Source organism: Nocardiopsis sp. iso_25, assembly GCF_056173305.1.
In genome coordinates this window covers 6,202,907-6,223,833 of sequence record NZ_CM149667.1, presented here as the reverse complement: position 1 = coordinate 6,223,833, position 20,927 = coordinate 6,202,907, and the positions used below count along the sequence as shown (strand labels likewise).

16 protein-coding genes are annotated in these 20,927 nt (G+C 72.4%); 7 read left to right on the top strand and 9 right to left on the bottom strand.

Features of this window, described 5'->3' with window-relative positions:
- Positions 1-16 precede the first annotated feature (16 nt).
- Both AC0VX6_RS26830 and fxsT read left to right on the top strand, forming a co-directional pair.
- Positions 17-1,195 (top strand): ATP-binding protein, encoded by a 1,179-nt coding sequence (locus AC0VX6_RS26830; protein WP_475466681.1) that lies wholly within the window; start codon positions 17-19, stop codon positions 1,193-1,195.
- Positions 1,192-5,730 (top strand): FxSxx-COOH system tetratricopeptide repeat protein, encoded by a 4,539-nt coding sequence (fxsT, locus tag AC0VX6_RS26825; protein WP_475466679.1) that lies wholly within the window; start codon positions 1,192-1,194, stop codon positions 5,728-5,730. Before AC0VX6_RS26830 ends, fxsT begins: the two co-directional genes overlap by 4 nt.
- A gap of 43 nt (positions 5,731-5,773) precedes the next feature.
- Here the strand turns inward: fxsT and AC0VX6_RS26820 are convergent, their stop codons facing one another.
- A complete protein-coding gene (locus AC0VX6_RS26820; protein ID WP_274975269.1) occupies positions 5,774-5,971 on the bottom strand; it encodes a DUF397 domain-containing protein in 198 nt (65 codons plus the stop codon).
- A gap of 812 nt (positions 5,972-6,783) precedes the next feature.
- On the opposite strand from AC0VX6_RS26820, the gene AC0VX6_RS26815 reads away from it, so the two are divergent.
- Positions 6,784-7,461, top strand: a complete 678-nt coding sequence (locus AC0VX6_RS26815) for a response regulator transcription factor (RefSeq protein ID WP_274975268.1) — start codon at positions 6,784-6,786, stop codon at positions 7,459-7,461.
- A 4-nt stretch (positions 7,462-7,465) separates the two neighbouring features.
- Entirely contained in the window at positions 7,466-8,851 is a 1,386-nt protein-coding gene (locus AC0VX6_RS26810) for a sensor histidine kinase (protein ID WP_274975267.1), read from the top strand.
- A gap of 19 nt (positions 8,852-8,870) precedes the next feature.
- On the opposite strand, the gene AC0VX6_RS26805 is transcribed toward AC0VX6_RS26810, so the two are convergent.
- Complete coding sequence (locus AC0VX6_RS26805) at positions 8,871-9,815, bottom strand: TAXI family TRAP transporter solute-binding subunit (RefSeq protein ID WP_274975266.1); 945 nt, start codon at positions 9,813-9,815, stop codon at positions 8,871-8,873.
- Between the two features lie 247 nt (positions 9,816-10,062).
- On the opposite strand from AC0VX6_RS26805, the gene AC0VX6_RS26800 reads away from it, so the two are divergent.
- The gene (locus tag AC0VX6_RS26800; RefSeq protein WP_475466676.1) at positions 10,063-11,613 is read left to right on the top strand and encodes an SLC13 family permease; all 1,551 of its coding nucleotides are present in this window, start codon (positions 10,063-10,065) and stop codon (positions 11,611-11,613) included.
- 160 nt (positions 11,614-11,773) lie between these two features.
- Here the strand turns inward: AC0VX6_RS26800 and nhaA are convergent, their stop codons facing one another.
- The 3 genes from nhaA to AC0VX6_RS26785 form a co-directional block, all read right to left on the bottom strand.
- Positions 11,774-13,042: a Na+/H+ antiporter NhaA gene (gene nhaA / locus AC0VX6_RS26795; protein WP_475466674.1), complete on the bottom strand. Its 1,269-nt coding sequence runs from the start codon at positions 13,040-13,042 to the stop codon at positions 11,774-11,776.
- A 220-nt stretch (positions 13,043-13,262) separates the two neighbouring features.
- Entirely contained in the window at positions 13,263-14,579 is a 1,317-nt protein-coding gene (locus tag AC0VX6_RS26790) for an MFS transporter (RefSeq protein WP_475466672.1), read from the bottom strand.
- A 343-nt stretch (positions 14,580-14,922) separates the two neighbouring features.
- Positions 14,923-16,419, bottom strand: a complete 1,497-nt coding sequence (locus tag AC0VX6_RS26785) for a PucR family transcriptional regulator (protein ID WP_475466671.1) — start codon at positions 16,417-16,419, stop codon at positions 14,923-14,925.
- 113 nt (positions 16,420-16,532) lie between these two features.
- On the opposite strand from AC0VX6_RS26785, the gene AC0VX6_RS26780 reads away from it, so the two are divergent.
- On the top strand, positions 16,533-16,799 hold the full coding sequence (locus tag AC0VX6_RS26780; RefSeq protein ID WP_274975261.1) for a type II toxin-antitoxin system Phd/YefM family antitoxin: 267 nt from the start codon (positions 16,533-16,535) through the stop codon (positions 16,797-16,799).
- Entirely contained in the window at positions 16,796-17,053 is a 258-nt protein-coding gene (locus tag AC0VX6_RS26775; RefSeq protein WP_475466669.1) for a type II toxin-antitoxin system RelE family toxin, read from the top strand. Before AC0VX6_RS26780 ends, AC0VX6_RS26775 begins: the two co-directional genes overlap by 4 nt.
- Positions 17,054-17,118: 65 nt before the next feature.
- On the opposite strand, the gene AC0VX6_RS26770 is transcribed toward AC0VX6_RS26775, so the two are convergent.
- The 4 genes from AC0VX6_RS26770 to AC0VX6_RS26755 form a co-directional block, all read right to left on the bottom strand.
- Entirely contained in the window at positions 17,119-17,454 is a 336-nt protein-coding gene (locus AC0VX6_RS26770; protein WP_475466668.1) for a DUF2795 domain-containing protein, read from the bottom strand.
- A 270-nt stretch (positions 17,455-17,724) separates the two neighbouring features.
- Positions 17,725-18,819, bottom strand: a complete 1,095-nt coding sequence (locus AC0VX6_RS26765; RefSeq protein WP_274975259.1) for an LLM class flavin-dependent oxidoreductase — start codon at positions 18,817-18,819, stop codon at positions 17,725-17,727.
- 142 nt (positions 18,820-18,961) lie between these two features.
- Positions 18,962-20,071, bottom strand: coding sequence for an ABC transporter substrate-binding protein (locus tag AC0VX6_RS26760; protein ID WP_475466667.1), 1,110 nt, complete (start codon positions 20,069-20,071; stop codon positions 18,962-18,964).
- 9 nt (positions 20,072-20,080) lie between these two features.
- The gene (locus AC0VX6_RS26755) at positions 20,081-20,926 is read right to left on the bottom strand and encodes an ABC transporter permease (protein ID WP_274975257.1); all 846 of its coding nucleotides are present in this window, start codon (positions 20,924-20,926) and stop codon (positions 20,081-20,083) included.
- Position 20,927: the final 1 nt, after the last annotated feature.

The following is a 20,927-nucleotide window of genomic DNA, read 5'->3' as shown; positions in this document are numbered from 1 at the left end:
GCTCGAAGGGCCTGCCATGACCACATCAGCCGAACCCGGATCGACCAGCTCCGCGCCGGGGTGGTGGATCTTCCACGGCACAGGTCAGCCCCGCCCGCACCTGGACCTCGCCGCCCAGCTCCCCCCGCCTCCCCGGTGGCGCACCTACGGCGGCGGGCCGGACCCCGCCGAGACCGGCGCGGACCCCCCGTTCTACGACCCGGGGCCGAGGACCGAGGGCCCCGCCGCCGAGAGCGAGCGCCACCTGGGCCCCGCCCGGCCCCGGAGCTTCCCCGTTCCCCTGGGGCCGCACCGGCGCCAGCTGCTGGACAAGGTCAACGCGGCCATCTGCCTGCGCCGCCCCCTGCTGCTGGTGGGCCCGCCCGGCATCGGCAAGTCCAGCCTCGCCCACCAGGTCTCCCGCGAGCTGGGCCTGGGCCGCGTCCTGCGCTGGGCCGTCACCAGCCGCAGCACCGTGCGCGACGGCCTGTACGCCTACGACCCCCTCACCCAGATCCACGACCTCAACCTGGAGAACGCCCGCAACCGTGCCCGGGGCGCCCGGGACCGCCGCTACGCGAGCGCCGACGGAACGGAGGCCGACGCACACCTGCGCAGCAGCGCCGAGTCGATCGGCCGCTACCTCACCCTGGGGCCCCTGGGCACCGCCTTCCTGCCCACCCGGCTGCCCCGCGTGCTCCTGGTCGACGACTTCGACCTGGGCGACTTCGACCTGCCCGGCGACCTGCTCGACCTCTTCGAGAACGGCGGCTACACCGTCCCCGAGCTGGGCCGACTGGCCAACGTCGCCGTGAGGGTCCGGGTGGCCACCGACGACCCCGGCCGCACGGCGGTGGTCGAACGGGGCGAGGTCCTGTGCTCGGCCTTCCCCGTCACGGTGGTGACCTGCAACGACGACCGGGACCTGCCGCCCGCCTTCCTGCGCCGCTGCATCCCGGTCCGGATGGGGCTGCCGGACGAGGACGAGCTGGTGGCCGCCGTGGCAGGGCACTTCGACGGCGACCCGCCCACCGGCACGCGGACCCTGGTCACCGAGTTCCTGCGCAGGAGCGCCGACGGCCACGCACTGGCCGTGGACCAGCTGCTCAACGCCGTGCACCTGGTCGGTGCCATGGGGCAGGGCGAGCCGGGGCCCGAGCAGGTCCGCCACCTCTCCGACCTGCTCTGGCACCGCCTCACGGAAACCCCGGGATGAGCCCCGCGCACCAGCCGGGGGACGACCGCCCCCGGGGTTCCGGCGACCGGTCGGGCGGCCCCCCGGGCGGCCTCACCCCCACGGAGTGGGCGGACGCGCTCCACCTGGCGGCCCTCCAGGCGCGTGCCGAGGCCGCGCGCCGCGACCGCCCGGTCTTCCCGGCGCCGCCCGCCGACGGGCCGCCGCCGGGGGAGGCCGCCGGCTCCGGTCCACCACCGCGGGAGGCCGGTACCGGCACGGACGCGCCCGGGACCGCGCGGCCCGCCCCGCCGCCCGGCACGGACACCGGGACCGCCCGGTCCCCGGGGCTCCCCGGCGACGGTACGGCGACCGGCGGGGACGCTTCCGCCGCGCCCCGCGGGCCGGCCCCGGCCCCGCCGCCCGACCACGGGGGGACGCCCCCGTGGCCGCGCCGCGCTCCGGGGGACGAAGGTCCGCCGACGGAGCCCCACGGGTTCGTCCAGCCGGTCCTGGAGCAGCGTCAGGAACTGGTCGCCGCGCTGGGGCCCTTCCACCTCACCGAGCCCCGGGGACGGCCGGACGGTATCGACCCGGAGGGCACCGCGCGCAACTACGCGCGCTCGCTCCTGGACAGCCTCCACTGGACCGAGGACGAGCGCGAGAGCGCCGGAGTCCCGGTGGTGCCGCGGCCTTGCGCGCGCCGGGAACGGGTGGTGAGCCTGACCCTCCTCGTCGACGACGGCGTCACCATGGCCTTCCAGCGCGGCCTGGCCGCCGAGTTCGTCCGGCTCGCGCGCTCCGGCGGGATCTTCCGTGAGGTCGTCTCCCTGTACTTCGACTCCGGACGCACCGGCAGCCCCAGGCTGCGCGACGTCCACGGACGCCCCGGCCGCCTCGGCGGCGGCCGCGCGCACGTGGTCCTGTTCCTCACCGACGGGCTCGGCGGCGCCTGGCGCGACCGCGGCTTCCAGGACTGGGTCGCCGAGGCCGCGGACCGCGGCGCGGTCGCGATCCTCCACCTGCTCCAGCCCCTCCTGTGGCGGCGCGGCGCCATAGCCACCGCCCCGATGGAGCTGGCCGCGCCCCGGGCAGCCGGTCCCTGCGCCGCGAACACCGGGTACGCGCGGGAGCGTACGCTCACCGACCCGGAGGAGGAGAAGCGCGAGCCGGGCGCGCTCGTGCCCGTGCTGACGCTGGACCCCGGGACGATCCGCGAGTGGGCCGTCTTCGCGATGGGGAGGGGCCCCGGGCGCCTGTGGGCGCACACCGCCCGCTTCCCCGCGGGAGGGGGCCCGGCCCCCGCCGAGGCGCCGGACGCCCGGGAACCCGCCTTCGACGCCGAACGGGAGGCGCGGCGCTTCCGGCAGCTGGCCAGTCCCGAGGCGTTCGACCTGGCGGTGGCCCTGGCGGCCGTGCCGCTGGACCCGCGCCTGGTGGAGGCGGTCTGCGAGGACGTGCTCGGCCGCGCCACACCCTCGGAGCTGACGGAGGTCTTCTTCAGCGGGCTGGTGCGCGGGGGCGGTGGGTGGGGGGAGGAGGACGGGCCGGTCGGGTGGGACTTCCGCCCGGGGGTCCGGCGGGCCCTGCTGTCATTGGGCGGCCGGGTCTCCGACATCCGCCGGGTGCTGGGCCTGGCGGCGGAGCGCCTGCGCTGGGTGGACCCCTGGTTCGACGCCCTGCGCCTGATGCTGCGGGGCGTGCACGAGGATTTCCCGAAAAGGACGCGGGTGTCCCACCACTGGGCGAATTCCATGCTTCCCGCGGTGGAGAGCGCCTCCCTCACCCGGCGTTATGCCGTGCCCATCAGGGAATACGCCGATATCTCCGGGACGGGTGCGACCCGCGGTACGCGGGAAACGCATGAGGCGGGTACGCCGTCGCCCGCTGGTCTAGTATTGCCGAAGGTTTCCGGATCTGCGCGTGTGGACGGGAACAACGGCTGGAAGGCGCGGAACAGAGCACCCTTTTCTGAACGGTCGGGGAAAGAAACTCATATGGCCACAAAACTGTCAAATGAGGATATGATGCAAGAATCTGGCGACCAGTCCAGCGGTCGTACGTCCCGATCGTCCATGAGTGGCCGACCGCTCAACGCGGTCTGGGTCCAGGTTCCGCGCCGCAACAGCGCCTTCACCGGCCGGGAGGAACTCCTCTCCGCGCTGAGGGGGCAGCTCCTGAAGGGGCGGCGACAGGTCATCACCGCCCTCAACGGGATGTCGGGGGTCGGCAAGACCGAGCTCGCCAAGGAGTACCTGTACCGGTACGCGTCCGACTACGACCTCATCTGCTGGATCCCCGCGGCCCACAGCAACCAGCTGCGGGAGAGCTTCTCCGTCCTCGCGTCCAGGCTCAGGCTGGACAGCGCGGGCGCGGGCAGCGGACACGTCCTGGAGAACGTCCTGGAGGCACTGCGCCAGGGTTTGGACTACCCGCGCTGGCTCCTCGTCTTCGACAACGCGCAGGCCCGGTCCGAACTGGATCAGTATCTTCCTGTCGGGGGCGAGGGCCACGTGATCATCACTTCTCGGGACTCCAGCTGGACGGTGCGGGGCGGCGACGCCTACCTCTCCGTCCGCGAGTTCGACCGGGCCGAGAGCATCGAGCTGCTGAAACGGCGCGGACCCGCGTCGCTGACCACCGAGGAGGCCGACCAGCTGGCGCACGAGCTGGGCGACCTGCCGCTGGCCCTCAACCAGGCCGCCGTGTGGCTGCACGAGAGCGGGATGGCCACCGAGGAGTACCTGCGCCAGTTCTCCGAGAAGAGCCAGGAGATGCTCGACCTCCTGCGCCCGGTGGACAGCGCCTACCCGGTGGCCGTCGCCGCCGCCTGGAACGTGTCCCTGGACCGGCTGGCCACCACCAACCCGGCGGCGCTCCAGCTGCTCCAGCTGTGCTCCTTCATGTCGACGGCGCCCATCCCCCGGACGCTGTTCAACTTCGCCCGGGGCATCGAGGGCCCCGCGGAGCTGCGCGGCGCCCTGGAGGACCCGGCCAGGCTCGGCATGGCGATCCGCGACATCGGGCGCAACAGCCTCGCCCACATCGACCATCAGCGCAACACGGTCTCCCTGCACCGGCTGGTGCAGCGCGCCGTCCAGGCGCCGATGAGCGACCGGGAGCGCGAGGAGATGCGCCACTGCGCCCACCAGCTGCTGGGCCGCAACGACCTCCAGGTGGTGGCCGTGGACGCCTCCGAGCGCTACACCGAGCTGCTGCCGCACGTGTGGGCCTCCGAACTGTGGAACTGCACCGACCCCTGGGCGCGCAACCTGGTGGTGCAGATGTGCCGTGTCGCCGCGCTGCGCCAGGAGTTCGACGAGGCCCGCAGCCTGGGCGAGACCGCCCACGAGTGGTGGCGCCTGCAACTGGGCGAGAACCACCCCTCCACCCTGGGCATGGCGATCCAGATCTCCACGGCGATGCGCGGGCAGGGGTACCTGGAGCAGGCCCTCGCGCTGTGCGAGGCCACCCTGGGCACCCTGCGCGAGACGCAGAATCCCGGGGACCCCGAGACCCTGGAGGCGGAGATCGAGTACATCCGCACCCTGCGCTTCCTGGGCCGGTTCCGCGACTCCCTGACGGCGGCGGCCGACGCCTACCACCGCCGGGTGCGCCTCTTCGGGGAGGACGACCCGCACACCCTGGTCACCGCCCACTTCCGCGCCTTCAACCTCCTGCTCAGCGGTGACCCGGAGGCGGCCGCCGACCAGTACCGCGACACGCTGGCCCGGCTGGAGGCCGTCTTCGGTCCGGACCACCCGCGCACCCTGGGCACCAACAACGGCTACGCCGAGGCCCTGATGGAGAAGGGCCGCTACCGGGAGGCCGAGGAGATCCAGGCCCACCAGGTCGAGCGGGCCATCGGCCTGATCGGGGAGGACGACAACCGCGTCCTGCGCAACCAGCGGACGCTGGCCGTCATGCGCCGGCGCGTCGGCCACCACCGGGAGGCGCTCACCCTGTCGGAGCGCGCCTGGCAGCGCTTCCGGGTCAAGCACGGCGTGGACGACAACGAGACCATGTACGCCGCCCTGGTGCACTCCATGTCCCTGAGCGCGGTCAACCAGCACGACGAGGCCCTGGAGCTGGCCCAGACCACGGGGGAGCGCTACGTCAAGCTCTTGGGCGAGCGCCACCCCTACGTGGGCGCGGCCGACGTCAACCGGGCGATCATCCTGCGCCGCCTGGGCAGGGCGGCCGAGGCCCGCCAGCTGGACGAGCGCTCCCTGGAGCTGTTCCTGGACCGGCTCGGCGCCCACCACCCCAGCACCCTGGCCTGCCTGGTGAACCTGGCCAACGATCACTTCCTCATGGGCGACGCGGCCGGTGCCCGGGAACGGGACGAGGAGGCGCTGCGCGGCTGCGAGGAGGCGCTGGGCGCCTCGCACCCGCTGGCCCTGCTGGCCCGCCGCAACCTGCTCGTGGACCGCCGGGCCCAGGGCGAGGACGTCGAGGCCGAGTTCGTCGCCGTGGAGGACGGCTACCGCCGGGTGATGGGGTCGGACCACCCCGCCACGCTCAGCCTCCGCAGGACCGTGCGTGGGGACGCCGACATCTACCTCGCCCAGATGTGACCGGTCGCGGTCCGGGGCGCGCCCCCCGGGCCGTTCGGTCCCCTCAGCGTTGCCCGGCGAGCCGGAGCAGTGCGACCCACTGGTGCGCGGGCAGGGCGAGCGCCGCGCGGTCGGGGTGCGTGGAGTCGCGCAGGCCGACCGTCCCCGGCGTGCCCAGGGCCGCCTCGACGCAGTCGCCGTTGCCGCCACCGCTGTAGCTCGACTTCCGCCACCGACCGGGTTCGTGTCCCAGCCCTCTCACGGGCACTCCTGTCCGCTCTGTCCCCGCTGGTTGTCGCTACGCACTCGGCGGCCTCGATTCTCTCAGTTCCACCATTGGTCGCTCCTGTTTCCCGAGCAGTTCTGAAAGTGCGATCGGGTCCGGCTCCGGTTCAGTTATGTATTCGGTTGGTGACAGGGGCCGACTTGTACATGCCCACTGGAGTGGTGTTCATGTTGTCCGGGCCAGGCCGTTCTCCGGATAGTCCGGAAAAAGACGCGGATGATATGCCGGTAAGCGGTTCCGCTTCGGTTTCGCGGGTGCCGTGCCCGCGCGGCGCCCGCCGGGGCGCCGCCGCTGTGGGCCCCTCTCATGCTGGTGCGCGCAAAAGCCCGTGCCCGTGGGCTTTGCGGGCTCCGCTCCGTTCGGAGGGCCGGAGCGGCCGCATCCCGGGAAGGGGCCGGGGACAGCGGTCGGAGAGTGGCCGCGGGGCGAAGAGGCGATTACCGTGCTCCCCGGTACACGGAAAAGCACGTGCGGGAAAAGGGTGGGTTTCGGCGGTCCGCGGCTCTGATCCCTTTTCGTTTCCATTGCGTCTCGGGGTCAGGATGTTGCGCCCGGGGCGGCCCGCTTCGAGGTCGTCCCGTGCGCTTCGGGGGAAGCGGGTGCCTCGGTGCGGACGCAATTCCGCCCCCCGTGTTATGGCCGCGGAAATGGCGCCGGGACCCGCCCGCGTGGAACCCCGTGCCGCGCCGCCGGCGGGCGGCGGACCCGCCCCGCGGGACCGGGAGCGGCGTCCGCGAGGCGGGGAGCGCCCCGGCGGTGTGCCGTCACCGGCGCGAACACTGCCTAACATGCTGGACATGCGCATTCTCGTGGTCGAGGACGACGACCGGGTCGCCCGCGGACTGGTGACCGCCCTGCGGGCGGCGTCCTTCGACGTCCAGAGGGTCGCCACCGCCGAACGGGCCCTGACCGCCCCGCCCGCCGACGTCGTCCTCCTCGACCTCGGCCTTCCCGACGCCGACGGCATCGACCTGCTCCGAAAGCTCCGCGACCGTCCGCAGACCGCCATCATCGCCGTCACGGCCCGCAGCGAGGAGCGCGACCGCGTGCGCGGCCTGCGGGCCGGAGCCGACGACTACGTGGTCAAGCCCTTCGGCGTCGCCGAACTCCTCGCCCGCATCGACGCGGTCCTGCGCCGCACCCGCGCCGCGCGGGCGGAGGCGGCTGAGGAGGAGCCCGAGGTCAGGGTCGGCGAGCTCACCGTGGACCCGGGCTCCCGCGCGGCCAGCGTCGGCGGCGCCGAACTCCAGCTGACCCGCAAGGAGTTCGACCTGCTCGCCCTCCTGGTCTCCCGCTCCCCGTCGGTGGTCGCCCGGGACCAGATCCTCGACCAGGTGTGGGGCACGGCCTGGGAGACCTCCTCCCGGACCCTGGACACCCACATCGGCTCGCTGCGCGCCAAGCTCGGCCGGGCCGTGCGGATCCGCACCGTGCGCGGTGTCGGCTACCTCCTCGACCGGGCCTGAGCCCGTGCTCCGCAGACTGCTCACCATCCTGCTCCCCGCGGCGTTCGTCCTGGTCGCCTCGGCGGTCATCCCCCTGGGGACGGTCATCGCCCAGCAGCTGACCCAGCAGGTCTACGTCGACCGCCTCGGGGACGCGGGCCGCTTCGCCGCCCTGGCCCGCACCGCGCTGGAGGCCGACCGACCCGAGGCGCTCCTCCAGGAGATGGCCCGTTACGAGGCGCTCTACGGCATCCCGGTGGTCGTGGTCGCCCCCGACGGGGAGATCATCGCCGGGTCCGGCAGCACGGCGCACCAGCGCGACGTGCTCGCGGAACTGGGCGCGCCGGAGGCGCTCACCGTCGCCCTGGCCGGGGAGCGCCCGGCCCCTCCGACCACCGTCTGGCCCTGGGAGTCCGACCCCCTCGTGGTCGCCGAGCCCATCGGCCGCGACAGCGAGGTGACCGGGGCGGTCATCGTCGCCGCCCCCACCGACCGGCTCGGCGCCGACATCCTCGGCTCCTGGGGGTGGCTCGCCCTGCTCAGCCTGGTGCCCCTGACGCTCCTGGTGGCGGCCTCGCTGCCGCTGTCGCGCTGGGTGCTGCGCCCCATCGGCCGACTCGACGCCGCGACCACCGCCGTCGCCTCGGGTGACCTGGACGTGCGGGTGGACGCCGAGCAGGGGCCTCCGGAGCTGCGCCGCCTCACCGAGTCCTTCAACACGATGGTCGACGTGGTGCGCAGGGCCCTGGAGCGTCAGCGCTCCTTCGTCTCCGACGCCTCCCACCAGCTGCGCAACCCCCTGGCGAGCCTGCGCCTGGCGGTGGAGAACCTCGCGCCCTACCTCGGCTCCGAGGATGCCCGGGAGGCGCACGCGGTGGCCGTGGACGAGACCACGGTCATGCACCGGATGCTCAACTCCCTCCTGGCCGCGACGCGTCTGGAGAGCGTCACCGGCACCGAGGCCGTGGACGTCCCCGAACTGCTGGAGACCCGGGTGGAGCGCTGGCGCGCCCTGGGCCGGGCCCGGGGGATCACCGTGACCGTGCACGTCCCCGCCGGGCTGCGGGTCTGCGCCCCGGCCGGGGGGCTGGGCAGCATCCTCGACGAACTGGTGAGCAACGCCCTGCGCCTGTCCGGGGGTACCCGGGTGCAGGTGCGGGGCTCGGCGGGCGACCCCGCGCGGATCAGCGTGCTCGACGACGGGGAGGGGCTCCCGGAGGAGGAGCGCGGCGCGGCCCTGGACCGCTTCTGGCGCTCTCCCCGCCACCAGAACACAGAGGGGACCGGTATGGGGCTGGCGATCGTCTCCGACCTGGTCCGCGAGGCCGGAGGGGAACTGGCGCTGGGCGAGGGCCTGCCCGGCGAGCGGCCGGGCTTCGGCGTGACCATCACGCTGCCGTCCGCGGACTGAGCCCTCGGCGGGGCGGACCTCAGGAGGGCTTGTTGTCCCGGTACCAGCGCGCGGCCCCGGGGTGGAGGGGGACCACGCCGGTCGAGATGCCGGTGCGCACGTTGATCTGCGCCGCCTCGGGGCGGGATTCAGCGATCCGCGCGGCGCCGGTGTAGACGGTGTCGGCGACGGCGTAGGCCAGGTCGTCCGGCAGGTCGGCCGCGCACAGCAGCAGGTTGGGGATGGACATGGTGGGGCAGGCGGGCACGCCCTCGTAGGTGGTCGCCGGGATGGTGGCCGGGAAGTACCTCTCGGGGTGGGCCTCGGCCATGGCGGACGCGACGTCCCCGAGGTCGACCAGGCGCGTCACGTGCTCGCGGGCCAGGTCGGCGACCGCGGGCGTGGGCAGCCCGGTCAGGGAGAACATCGCGTCGATCTCCCCCCGGGACAGGGCGTCGGCGGAGGCCGCCTGGTCCAGGCGCACCGCCTCCATGTCCAGTCCGGTCTCCTCGACGGCCTGCGCCACGGTGAACTCGGTGCCGGAGTTGACCGCGCCCACCGAGACGCGGCGGCCCTCCAGGTCGGACAGGGAGCGCACGGGGGAGGCGTCCAGGACCATGAGGTGCAGGAAGCTGTCGTAGAGGCGCCCGATCGCGCGGAAGGGACCGGCGTCGGCCACCTCGTCGGCCAGGACCGCGTCGAGGCTGGTCAGACCCAGGTGGGCCTCACCCGAGTCGATGAGCAGCAGGTTGTCGTGCGAGGCGCCGGTCTCGACGGTCTCCACCCGGATGTCGGGGAGCCGGGCGTCCAGCAGACCCGCGATCTCCGAGCCGATCTCCCGGTAGACGGCCCCGGCCGGGCCCGTGGCCACGACGAGCGGCGCCGGGGCGGGGGAGGGTTCGCGCCACGCGCAGCCGCCCAGCGCGACCGCGGCGAACACGCCGGCGGTCCCCCTCAGGGCGGCGCGCCGGTTCGGTCGATGCATACCCGCAGCTTAGACGAGGGAAGACGGCGGTTCAGGCCCCCCGGTTCACACCTTGCCCATGATCACCGTGTGTACCACGATGTCGACCCACGGTTCCGCAATGTCAGAGGAATCTCAAATCTTCGTTGAGACCTTGAACACGCGAGAAAGAGACCCACACCATCGCTGTATCAATTCGGGGTAATCGGGGAGAAACCCGACGGTAAGCCCAGTGTCACTTCCCGGTGACCCACAACAGGAGGATTCCATGGCGTCCGAGAAGGGTGTCGACGCGCCCGACACCGCATCCCCCACGCAGGACGGCAGAGCCGCCAGGGGCAGCTCGCCCTCGCGCGTGATCGGCCTGATCGCGGGCCCGCTCGTCGGTCTCCTGGTCTACTTCCTCATGCCGGACATGCCGATGCCCCTCGCGGACGGCGAGGACGGCGAGACGGTCCTGTCGGCCAACGGCCGCGCGGTGGCCGCGATCACCGCCTTCATCGCCATCTGGTGGGCCACCGAGGCGATCCCGATCCCGGTCGCCTCGCTGCTGCCGCTGGTGCTCTTCCCCCTCCTGCTGGAGGGCACCCCCATCGGGGACGTCGCCTCCTCCTACGGTTCGGACACCATCTTCCTGTTCATGGGCGGCTTCATGCTCGCCCTGGCGATGCAGAAGTGGAACCTGCACAAGCGGATCGCCCTGGTCATCGTCTCCAAGGTCGGCTCCAACACCGCGGGGCTGATCGGCGGCTTCATGATCGCCACCGGGTTCATCACGATGTGGGTGTCCAACACCGCCACCGCCGTGATGATGCTGCCGGTGGGCCTGTCGGTGGTCGCGCTGATCACCCAGTTCCGGGACGGCAGGACCGACGCGAACTTCGCCACCGCGCTCATGCTCGGTATCGCCTACTCGTCCTCCATCGGCTCGGTGGCCACCATCATCGGCACGCCGCCCAACGTCTTGATGGTCGGCTACCTCGCCGACGCCCACGACATCCACATCGGCTTCGGCGAGTGGATGATGGTCGGACTGCCGCTGGCCGCCGTCTTCCTGCTCATCGCCTGGTTCGTGCTGATCAAGATCTTCCCGCCGCAGGTCAAGAAGGTGGAGGGCGCCCAGGGCCTCATCCGCTCCGAGCTCGCCGAGATGGGCCCGATGGCGCGCGGCGAGAAGCTCGTGCTCGCGGTCTTCGCCTTCGCGGCGCTCTCGTGGATCTTCGTCCCGGTCCTGGCCGACAACTTCCTGCCGTGGCTGTCCAGCGTCAGCGACGCCGGGATCGCGATGACCGTGGCGGTCCTGCTGTTCCTGATCCCGGTCGGGCGCGGCAACCGCCTGCTGGACTGGGAGACCGCCGTGCAGCTGCCGTGGGGTGTCCTGCTCCTCTTCGGCGGCGGCCTGGCCATCTCGGGGCAGTTCACCGCCTCCGGCCTCAGCACGTGGATCGGCGGCCAGGTCGCCGTCCTGGAGGGTGTGCCCACCTGGGTGCTGATCCTGGTCGCGGCCGGACTGGTCCTCTTCCTGACCGAGCTCACCAGCAACACCGCCACCGCCGCCACCTTCCTGCCCATCCTCGGCGGCGTCGCGGTGGGCATGCAGATCGACATCCTGTCCCTGGTGATCCCGGTGGCCCTGGCCGCGACGATGGCCTTCATGCTCCCGGTGGCCACACCGCCGAACGCGATCGTCTTCGGCTCCGGCCACGTGCGGATCGGCCAGATGATGCGCGGCGGCGTGTGGCTCAACCTCATCGCGCTGTTCCTGATCCTGGCCGCGATGTACACCGTGGTGACCTGGTTCCTGGGAGTCAGCGTGTAGGAGTACCACGCGTCGCGGGCGGCCCCCTGTGGTTCCGGGGGCCGCCCGCTTCTACGTTGCCCGGCGGCCCGGGAGGAGGGCCCGCCGCGGAGCCCGCACCCGTGCCGCACGGCGGCGGCCCGCCTCCCCGCTCGGGGGAGGCGGGCCGCCGCCGTCGTCTCTACTCGGAGTCCGCGCCCGCGGTGCTCTGGCGTTCCAGCTTCCGGTAGTGCCTCGACCTCGCGCCCAGGATCACCGCGGCCAGCAGGGTCGCGATCAGGGACGCCACCAGCACGCCCGTCTTGGCGTGGGCCAGGTGCTCCGGGGCGTCGGCGAACGTCAGCTCGCTGATCAGCAGTGACACGGTGAAACCGATACCGGCCAGCTGCGACATGCCGACGATGTCGATCCACTTCAGGCTGGGGTTGAGCTCGGCCCTGGTCACCTTGGTGGTCACCCACGCGCCGCCCGCGATGCCGATCACCTTGCCGACGATGAGCCCGGCCATGATGCCCAGCGCCGCCGTGTCGGTGAGGACCTCGCCGAACCCGTCGAAGACCACGCCAGCGGAGAAGAAGGCGAAGATCGGCAGGGCCAGCCCCGCGGACCAGGGGCGCAGCAGCTGCTCCACGCCGTGGCTCGGGTCGTGGTGCTCGCCGGGAAGCTTGTTGGTGCGCATCAGCAGGCCCATGGCCACACCCGCGATGGTCGCGTGCACGCCGCTCTCGTGGACCAGGACCCAGATGACCAGGGCCAGGGGCACGTAGACCAGCCAGTTGGGCACCACCGACGCGTTGAGTTTGGCGGCCAGGCCCCTGCCGCGCTGGAGGTACCAGAAGACCACCAGGCCCGCGGCGGCGGCCAGCAGGGCCACGAAGTTGATGCCGGACGTGTAGAAGACCGCGATGACGATGATCGCGCCGAGGTCGTCCACGATCGCGAGCGTCAGCAGGAAGGTCCGCAGCGCGGGCGGCAGGCCGCGGCCGATCACCGCGAGGATCGCCAGGGCGAACGCGATGTCGGTCGCCATCGGGATGCCCCACCCGTGGAGGGTCTCGGGCGAGGTGAAGTTGATCGCGGCGTAGATGGCGGCGGGCACGATCATGCCGCAGACCGCCGCGACGATCGGCAGCATGGCCCGCCGGGGGTCGCGCAGCTCCCCGTGGACGAACTCCTGCTTGAGCTCGTTGCCGACGACGAAGAAGAAGACCGCGAGGAGGCCGTCGGCGGCCCAGGTCTCCAGGGACAGGTTCAGGTGCAGCGACTCGGGCCCGAAGGTGATCGCCCGCAGGTTCTCGTAGACCTCGCCGAAGGGCGAGTTGATCCAGACGAGAGCGAGGACCGCGGCTCCGATCAGCAGGAAACCGCCGACGCTGTCGCTGCGCAGGGTGTCGGCCAGCCGTGAGAGCGGGCCGTGGCGCTCGGAGCGCAGAATCGGGTCGATGCTCATGTGCAACTTTCCGGGCGTATGGCTGACAGGGACTCGCCGACCAGTCTTCCCGGCACACCTAGGCGCGGGGGCGCGCCTCGCCCATGCTCGCGGAAGATGGGATGAATGTCCAGCCCAGGGGCCATGTGTCCGTTCCGGGACGGAGGAGGCCGCTGAGGGGTGACCGGTGAGGGGGCGGACGACGCCGCCCCCTCGGGCCGTAAGCCCGGAGGGGCGCGCGTCAGCCCTTCTCGGCGGCGGCCAGGTGCCTCTCCTCGGCGTTGGAGGCCCGCCCGGCCAGTGCCACGGCGACGATGGACACCACCGCGGTGAGGACCAGGTAGACCGCGATCGGGACCCACGAGTCGTCGAACCGCGACAGCAGCCAGGTGGCGATCAGCGGGGCGGTGCCGCCCGCGGCCGCCGCGCCGATCTGGTAGCCCAGGGTGACGCCCGTGTAGCGCACCCGGGTGGAGAAGATCTCCGAGCACAGGGTGCCGATGGTGGCGGTGACCGGCGCCCACAGGACGCCCAGCCCGATCACCGTCGCCAGGACCAGCATCAGCGTGCTGCCGGTGCCCAGCATGAGGAAGTAGGGCGCGATGAACAGGGCCAGCAGCACCGCGCCGACCAGGTACACCCGCTGCCTGCCGAAGGTGTCCGACAGGCGTCCGGCGATCGGGATGCACACGGTGGCCACGATCGCCCCGACGGTCACCGCGTTGAGCGCTGAGGTGTTGTCGAAGGACAGCGTGCCCGTCGCGTAGCTCACCACGAAGGTGCCGAAGATGTAGAAGGGGGCGGTCTCCACGACCTTGGCGCCGACGGCGACCAGCACGGCCCGCCAGTGGAACCGGAAGGTCTCCACCACCGGCAGTTCGGCGACCTCGCCCTCCTCCTTGGCCTTCTTGAACGAGGGGGTCTCGTCGATCCCCGAGCGGATCCACAGCCCCAGCAGCACCAGCAGGACGCTGCCGACGAACGGCACGCGCCAGCCCCACGTCGCGAACTGGTCGTCGGGCAGCAGCGACATCAGGGTCAGCACCAGGCTGGCCAGCAGCATGCCCGAGGTGATGCCCATCTGCGGCACGCTGCCGAAGAGGCCGCGCCGGCTCTCGGGCGCGTACTCGTAGGCGAGCAGCAGGGCGCCGCCCCACTCGCCGCCGATGCCCAGGCCCTGGATGATCCGCAGCACGATGAGCAGGATCGGGGCGAGGATCCCGACGCTGTCGTAGGTCGGCAGCAGGCCGATGAGCATGGTCGCGCCGCCCATGAGGGTCAGCGTGATGATCAGGGTCTTCTTGCGGCCGATCCGGTCACCGATGTGGGAGAAGACCACGCCGCCCAGCGGACGGATGAAGAACGTCAGCGAGAACGTCAGGTACGACAGCATCAGCGAGACGAACGGGTCGTCCGAGGGGAAGAACAGCTCGTCGAAGACGAGGGCGGCGGCGGTGCCGTAGAGGAAGAAGTCGAACCACTCGATCGTGCTTCCGGTCAGGCTGGCGATGAGGACCTTGGCCCTCGGCGGCCGGGCCTGTGGGGTGTCCACACTCATGTGCAGGGCTCCTGGTGGGGTGTCGGGGATCGCGCGGGCCGAGGGGCGTGGCCTGCGGACATTGCCGGGAGCCTAGACGCGGGTGGCGTGCGCCACCGTTGTGCGAACGGACGACATGGGCGGCGGCGCGGTGTCGCTTCGGACAATCCGGCCCCGCCGGGGCGCGTCGGCCGGGTGGCCGTGACCGGCCGGAGACCCGGCGGGAGCCGTACCGCGACCATGGGGGGAACGGCCGGTGTCCCGGGAGGGGCCGGCGCGGCGCCGACGGGAGGCGCACGGAGACCGGGCCGGGGCGGAGCGCCGCCGCCGGGGGGACGCCGCCGCGGCGCACGCGGCCCGCGGCTCACGCCCGCAGCGTGAGCGTGGCCAGGAGCCTCTGGTCGGCGTCGTCCAGGTCGAGTCCGGTGAGCTCGCGGATCCTCCTGATCCGGTGCCGCAGCGTGTTGGGGTGCACGTGCAGCCGCTCCGCCGCCCCGGACACGTCGCCGAAGGCGTCCAGGTAGGCGGACAGGGAGCGGCGCTGCTCGTCGTCGAGGGCGTCGAGCCGGTCGTCGCGCAGCCCGGGACGGTCGGCCAGGGCGTCGAACAGCTCGCGCAGCACCACCGACGAACGGACCTCCTCGAACGCGGTCACCAGCCGCTCGGGACGGTCCGCGACCACCTCCAGGGCGCGGCTGGCGACCTTCTTCAGCGACGGCACCGCGCGCATCCCGGGCGCCACGCCCGCCACCGCCGCCTGGACGGGTGTGCCCAGGTTCTCGCGCAGCACCGACACCAGCTCCCGCGTCCACGCGGTGGGCGCCTGCCCGGAGGGTGCGGGGACCAGCACGTACAGCAGGCCGCAGGCCGGGATGACCAGGGCCTCGCGGCGGTAGGCCGCCGCGTACACCGACGTGATCTCCGCGGCCTGGTCCAGCCGCCAGGGCGGGTCGACCCCACCCTCCCTCAGGGCGAGCGCGACCACCGCCACCGGCGTCGCGGGGTCGGCGCCCAGGTGGCGGGCGAGGGCGTCGGTGTCGAAGGCGCCGGTGAGCAGGCCCACGGCCAGCCCCTCGGTGTCGCGCCCGGTGCTGCGTGCCTCGCTGTGGGCGCGCATGACGTGCAGCGCGGCCAGGCGCGCGGCGCCGCGCAGCACCTGTGGACTGGTCTCCGCGAGGGGCCTGCCGCCCACCTGCACCCAGATGGTGCCGAGCGCGCGCTCGCCCGCCTGTATCCCCACCACCAGGCGGCGTGCGGCGCCCAGGTCGGGGCGTTCGGCGACCTCGACCACCTCGCCGTCCCGTATCCGCTCGTTGACGCCCCACTCGCGCAGGTGCGCCAGGAACGACTCCGGGCAGCCGCGCCCGAGGATGGTCTGCCTGCGCAGCTCGTCGGCGCCCTCACTGGAGGCGGAGTAGGCCAGGACCTGCCCTGCGGCGTCCTCGATGCTGACGATGCCGCCGGTCAGGGTCGCCACGGTCTGGGCCAGGGAGAACAGGTCGCCGTGGCCGGTTTCGGCGGCGGCCGCCTCCAGGACCGACCGGGCCAGGGCGGCGAACTCGTCGGTGCCCACGGCGGGGTCCACGGAGAGCACGGGCAGGCCCAGACCGCGCAGCCCGTCTGCGTCCCCGTCCACGGCCGCCACGGCGCTGGCGGCCAACTGCCCGGGGCGCGCGGCCAGGGCGGCGGCCTCCCCCGGCGGGACGACGACCAGCGCACCGGCGGGCACGGGCGCGCCGTTCCCGGCCACGACCACCGAGCGGACCACGCCCCCGAGCCCCCGGGGCGCGGCGGCGAGTCCGTGGACGGCCTTGTCCAGTGCCTTCAGCAGGGCCTTGACGGTCAGGCCGGTCTCGCTCACGGTCGCACTCCGGGGGTCTTCTCGCACGGGTAGGACCATTGTGCGCCTTCCTCCGGAGTGCCGGACGCCGCGGACCCGGGCGTACGAACGGAGCCATGTGTACCATTGGTTCCATGAGTGAGATGCAGGTGGAGTCCATTCGCCAGGTCCGCGACCACATCGCCGACGTCGTCGACCGCGCGGACCGGGAGGACTCGCCCACGGTCATCACCAGACGGGGGAAAGAGGTCGCGGCGGTGGTCCCCATCGACCTGCTGCGGCGTTACCAGCGGTTCGAGGAGCAGGAGATCCTGCGCATGGTCCGCGAGCGCATGGACAACCCCGAGCCCGGCATACCCATGGAACAGGTGATGGCCGAGATCATGGAAGGGCCGGAGTGAGTTACCGTACGGTCTTTCGGCCGGAGGCCGGAGCGGAACTGCGCAAGCTTCCCCGCAACGTGGCGATGAACGTGTTCCGCAAGCTCACCGAACTGGAGACGGACCCCTTGGGGTTCGGTACCACGGCCCTGGTGGGTGATCCGGAGGTACGGCGCCTCCGGGTGGGCGACTACCGGGTGATCTACACGGTGGAGGAGAGCCGCCTGGTCGTCTGGGTCGTTCATATCGGGCACCGGTCCGGCGTGTACGACTGAGGCTCCGCCCGCGCACGAAAAGGCCCCGGGGCCCGTCAGGGCGCCGGGACCACGGCTCAAGGCCTTCAGGCCTTGCGGTTCTCGCCCAGCTCCTCCTCGATGGGGTTGACCGGGCGGCTGTCCTTCATCGACTCGGCCATGCCGGGCTTCGTGTGCTCCCTGCGCAGCTGCGCGCGGGCGGACTCGGTGTGCGAGTCCGTCTCGGAGCGGGGCAGGGGCACCGAGCGCAGCACCTCGTTGGGTTCGTTGTACTGGGCGGGCGGCATCGCCCGCAGGGCGCTGAGCAGCTCCTCGTCGGCGCCCGCGTCCAGGGCGTGCGTCACGATCCGGTCCTTGTCCGCGGGGAAGTCCACTTCCCCCAGGACGTCCTGTAGCCCCTCGATGCCGCGCTTGACGCTCATCGTCAGTCCCTCCGACTCGTGCGAGGGCCGGGCGTCTCCGCCCCGGTCACCGGGGGCGTGCCGCCCGACCTGCGAGGACACTGGAGGCGCCTACCCGGTCGGAGGGGGCCCAATCGTCTCGGGGCGGCGCGGCCGGGCCCCGCACGGCGTCCGGCGGGGCGCCGCGGCCCCAGGTCACCACGGTGCGAAACTCCGAGCGGGGGCGTCTCGCACCGCAGCGACCGCGCGTCGACCGCCGCGGGCGGCCGGGGGCGTCCGCGGCGGAGGGCCTCAGCCCTGCTCCGCGGCCGTTCCCCCGGCGGGGCGCAGCAGCGGCATGACCTTCTCACCGAACGCCGCGAGGTCGGCGTGGTAGTCCGGGAAGATCAGCATCAGGCCGTCGAGCTCGGCGTACTCGACGATCTCGCGGATGCGTCCGGCCACCGTCTCCGGGGACCCGGTCACGAACGGCGTCTGGAACGCCTCGTCCTCGGGCCGCTCGGAGGTCAGCGACAGGGCCTTGTCCAGGGGCAGGCCCCAGGACCGCTTCATGTTGACCAGCGCGTCGATGTCCGCGCCGCGCCCGTACTCCAGCCGCCGCTCCTCGGCCGCGGCGTCGGTGTCGTCCATGACGACGGTCAGCATCGAGTACGTCTTGATGCTGCGCCCCTCCTTCTGGGCGCGCTCCTTGACGTCGCGGCTGGCGTCGCGCAGGCCGGGCAGGTCCTCCGCGGTCAGGAACGAGCCGTCGCAGTTGCGCGCCTGGAAGTTCAGGCCGGTGTCGGAGCGGCCCGCGCTGATCAGGGTCGGCGCCGGGGTGGGGTGCGGCCGCGAGCGGCAGTCGTCGAGCTTGAAGAACTCGCCGTCGTGGGTGACCGAGTCCTCGGTCCACAGCCGCTTGAGGACGCTGGTCCACTCCTCGGTGTACCGGTAGCGGTCACCGTGGCCGATGTCCTCGCGCCACAGGCCCATCTGGGCGAACTCGTCCACGTAGGAGCCCACCACGATGTTCATCCCGGCGCGTCCGCCGCTGATGTCCTGGAGGGTGGTGTACATCTTGGCGGCGAGGGCCGGGTGGAACAGGTTCGTGTGGACGGTCGCCCACACCTTGACGTGCTCGGTGGCCTCCGCGAGCCCCGACATCATCGTGATCGACTCCAGGGTGCGCCCCCAGTGGTCGGTCGCGCCGTCGTAGCCGCGCCACTTGCCCATGGACATGACGAAGTCGAGTCCGTAGGCGTCGGCGAGGACCGCGGCCTTCTTGTTGTACTCGTACGTCGCCTCGGGGTGCGGTGCGGTCTCCGAGACGATCCACCCCCCGTTGCCGATGGGCAGGAAGATGCCGTACTCGGTTTCGGCGGCCTGCGGCCCGCCTTCTGCTGCCATCCTTGGCTCCTCATTCACTCTCGGGCGCCGCTCACTGCGGTCGCCCGTGCGCAGCACGGCCTGTGCGCCGCGCCCAGGCGCTCTGGGCGCTCGGTGCGCGGCGCCGGTCCGCGCTGTCCTGCTGTGTGGGCTGTGCCCGGTCCTACTCGGACGGCCAGGACACCTCGGTCGCCACGTGCACGGCCTCCAGGTAGCGGGGGTCGAACAGGGGCTCCACGTCGGGCAGCTCGTCCAGCTGGCCGTTGTCGATGAGGGTCTGGCCCTCGGCCTCGGTCAGGCTCAGGTCGATGTAGCCCGGGGTGGAGTCGTCGGGCGTGGAGGCGGTCACCAGCTCCTGCTCGGAGTTCCAGATCCGCAGGTTGTGCTCGGTGTCGTATCCGGCCTCGGCCAGCTCGGCGGCGTAGCCGACGCACTCCTCGCCGTTCTCCTGGCAGTAGTCGAAGGCCTTCGCGATCGCGCGCAGGTAGTCCTCGACGACCGTCGGGTTCTCCTCGGCCCACGTGGGGTTGGTGGCCATCACGCCGAACGAGCCCACGACCCCGTAGTTCTCGGGGAGCCACTCGTTGTACTCCTCGCCCATGTCGGACAGGAGGAAGGGCTCGTTGGAGCGGAAGGCGGTGAGGCCCTGCACCTGGTCGCGCGGCAGCACGCTGGGGTCGTAGCCGACCTCGACGATCTCGACGGAGTCCATGTCCACCCCGTCGGCGACGAGCATCGCCTCCAGCGGCGCGGGGAGCAGGCCCTTGTGGCCGATGGTCTGCCCCTCCAGGTCCTTGAGCTCCTCGATGCCGGTGCCGGTGAGCAGGCTGGCGATCGGGACGTGCCCGTAGGTGGAGACGCCGATGACCTCGTGGCCGGCGGCGTTGGCCTGCAGGACCTCGGCCTCGTTGCCCAGGGAGGTGAAGTGGGCGGTGCCGGCCGACACGAGCTGGGAGTTGCCGATGGTGTCACCGCTGCCGGGCTGGATCTCCACGTCCAGGCAGACGGCCTCGAAGTAGCCGAGGGCGTCCGCGGCGATGGCCTCCAGGATGCTCACCGAGGCCTGGTACTGGTAACCGGTGATGTAGGTGACCGTGCCGGCGTCGCGGTTGGTCTGGCAGCGCTCCTCGTCGATGACGGTGGCTACCTGCTGGTCCTCCTCGGCCGCATCCCCTCCGCTGCACGCGGCGGTGAGGAGGAGGACCGATGCCGCGGCGGCCGCCGCGAGGGAGCGTCGGCGCCGGGGGCTGGGGCGGTGGGGCGGATTGGTCATGGGGGTTCCTTATGAGGTGGTGCGCTGCTGGGACTCGTGCCAGAACAGCAGTCTGCGTTCGAGGACGGTGATGAGTGCGAGCATCAGCACGCCCATGACGGCCAGACAGGCGACGGCCGCGTAGACGTACTCCAACCGGGCGGTCGCGGCCGAGTTGCGGATCATCGTGCCGAGCCCGCTTGAGGACCCGGCGGCGACGAACTCCGCGACCACGGCGCCCACGATGGACAGGGGGAACACCACCCGCAGAGCGGCGAGGGTGTAGGGGAGGCTGCTGGGGATACGCAGCCGGAGCAGCACCTCCAGGCGGGAGGCGTGCAGGGTGGAGAAGACGTGCAGGACGGGCCGGGAGACCGACCGCAGTCCCGTGGTCACGTTGATGAGGACCGGGAAGAACGTGATGATCGCGGTGACGATGACCTTGGGGGTCATGCCGAAGCCGAACGCCACCACCAGGGCGGGGGCGATCGCGATGACCGGGGTCACGTTCAGGACGACGGCGAGCGGCATGACCGCGCGCCGCAGCAGCGGGATCTCCGACATCAGCAGGGCCAGGACGAACGCGGTGCCCGCGCCGAAGGCCACGCCGGTCAGGGCGATGCTGAGGGTGGCCCAGGCGTTGTTCAGGAACAGCAGCGGGTCCTCGACCAGGATCCCCCCGACCTCCGCCAGCGGAGGTAGGAGGTAGGGCTGGTCCTCGGCGGTCGCCGACCAGGCGAAGCCGACGATCACCACCGCCACGGCGGTGGGCAGCCACACGCTGAGCCTGAGGTTGAGGCGGCGCCGACGCGCGGCACCGCGCTTCGGGGAGGCCTCGCCCTCGGGGCGGGGCCGGACGGGTGTGCTGGTGGCCATG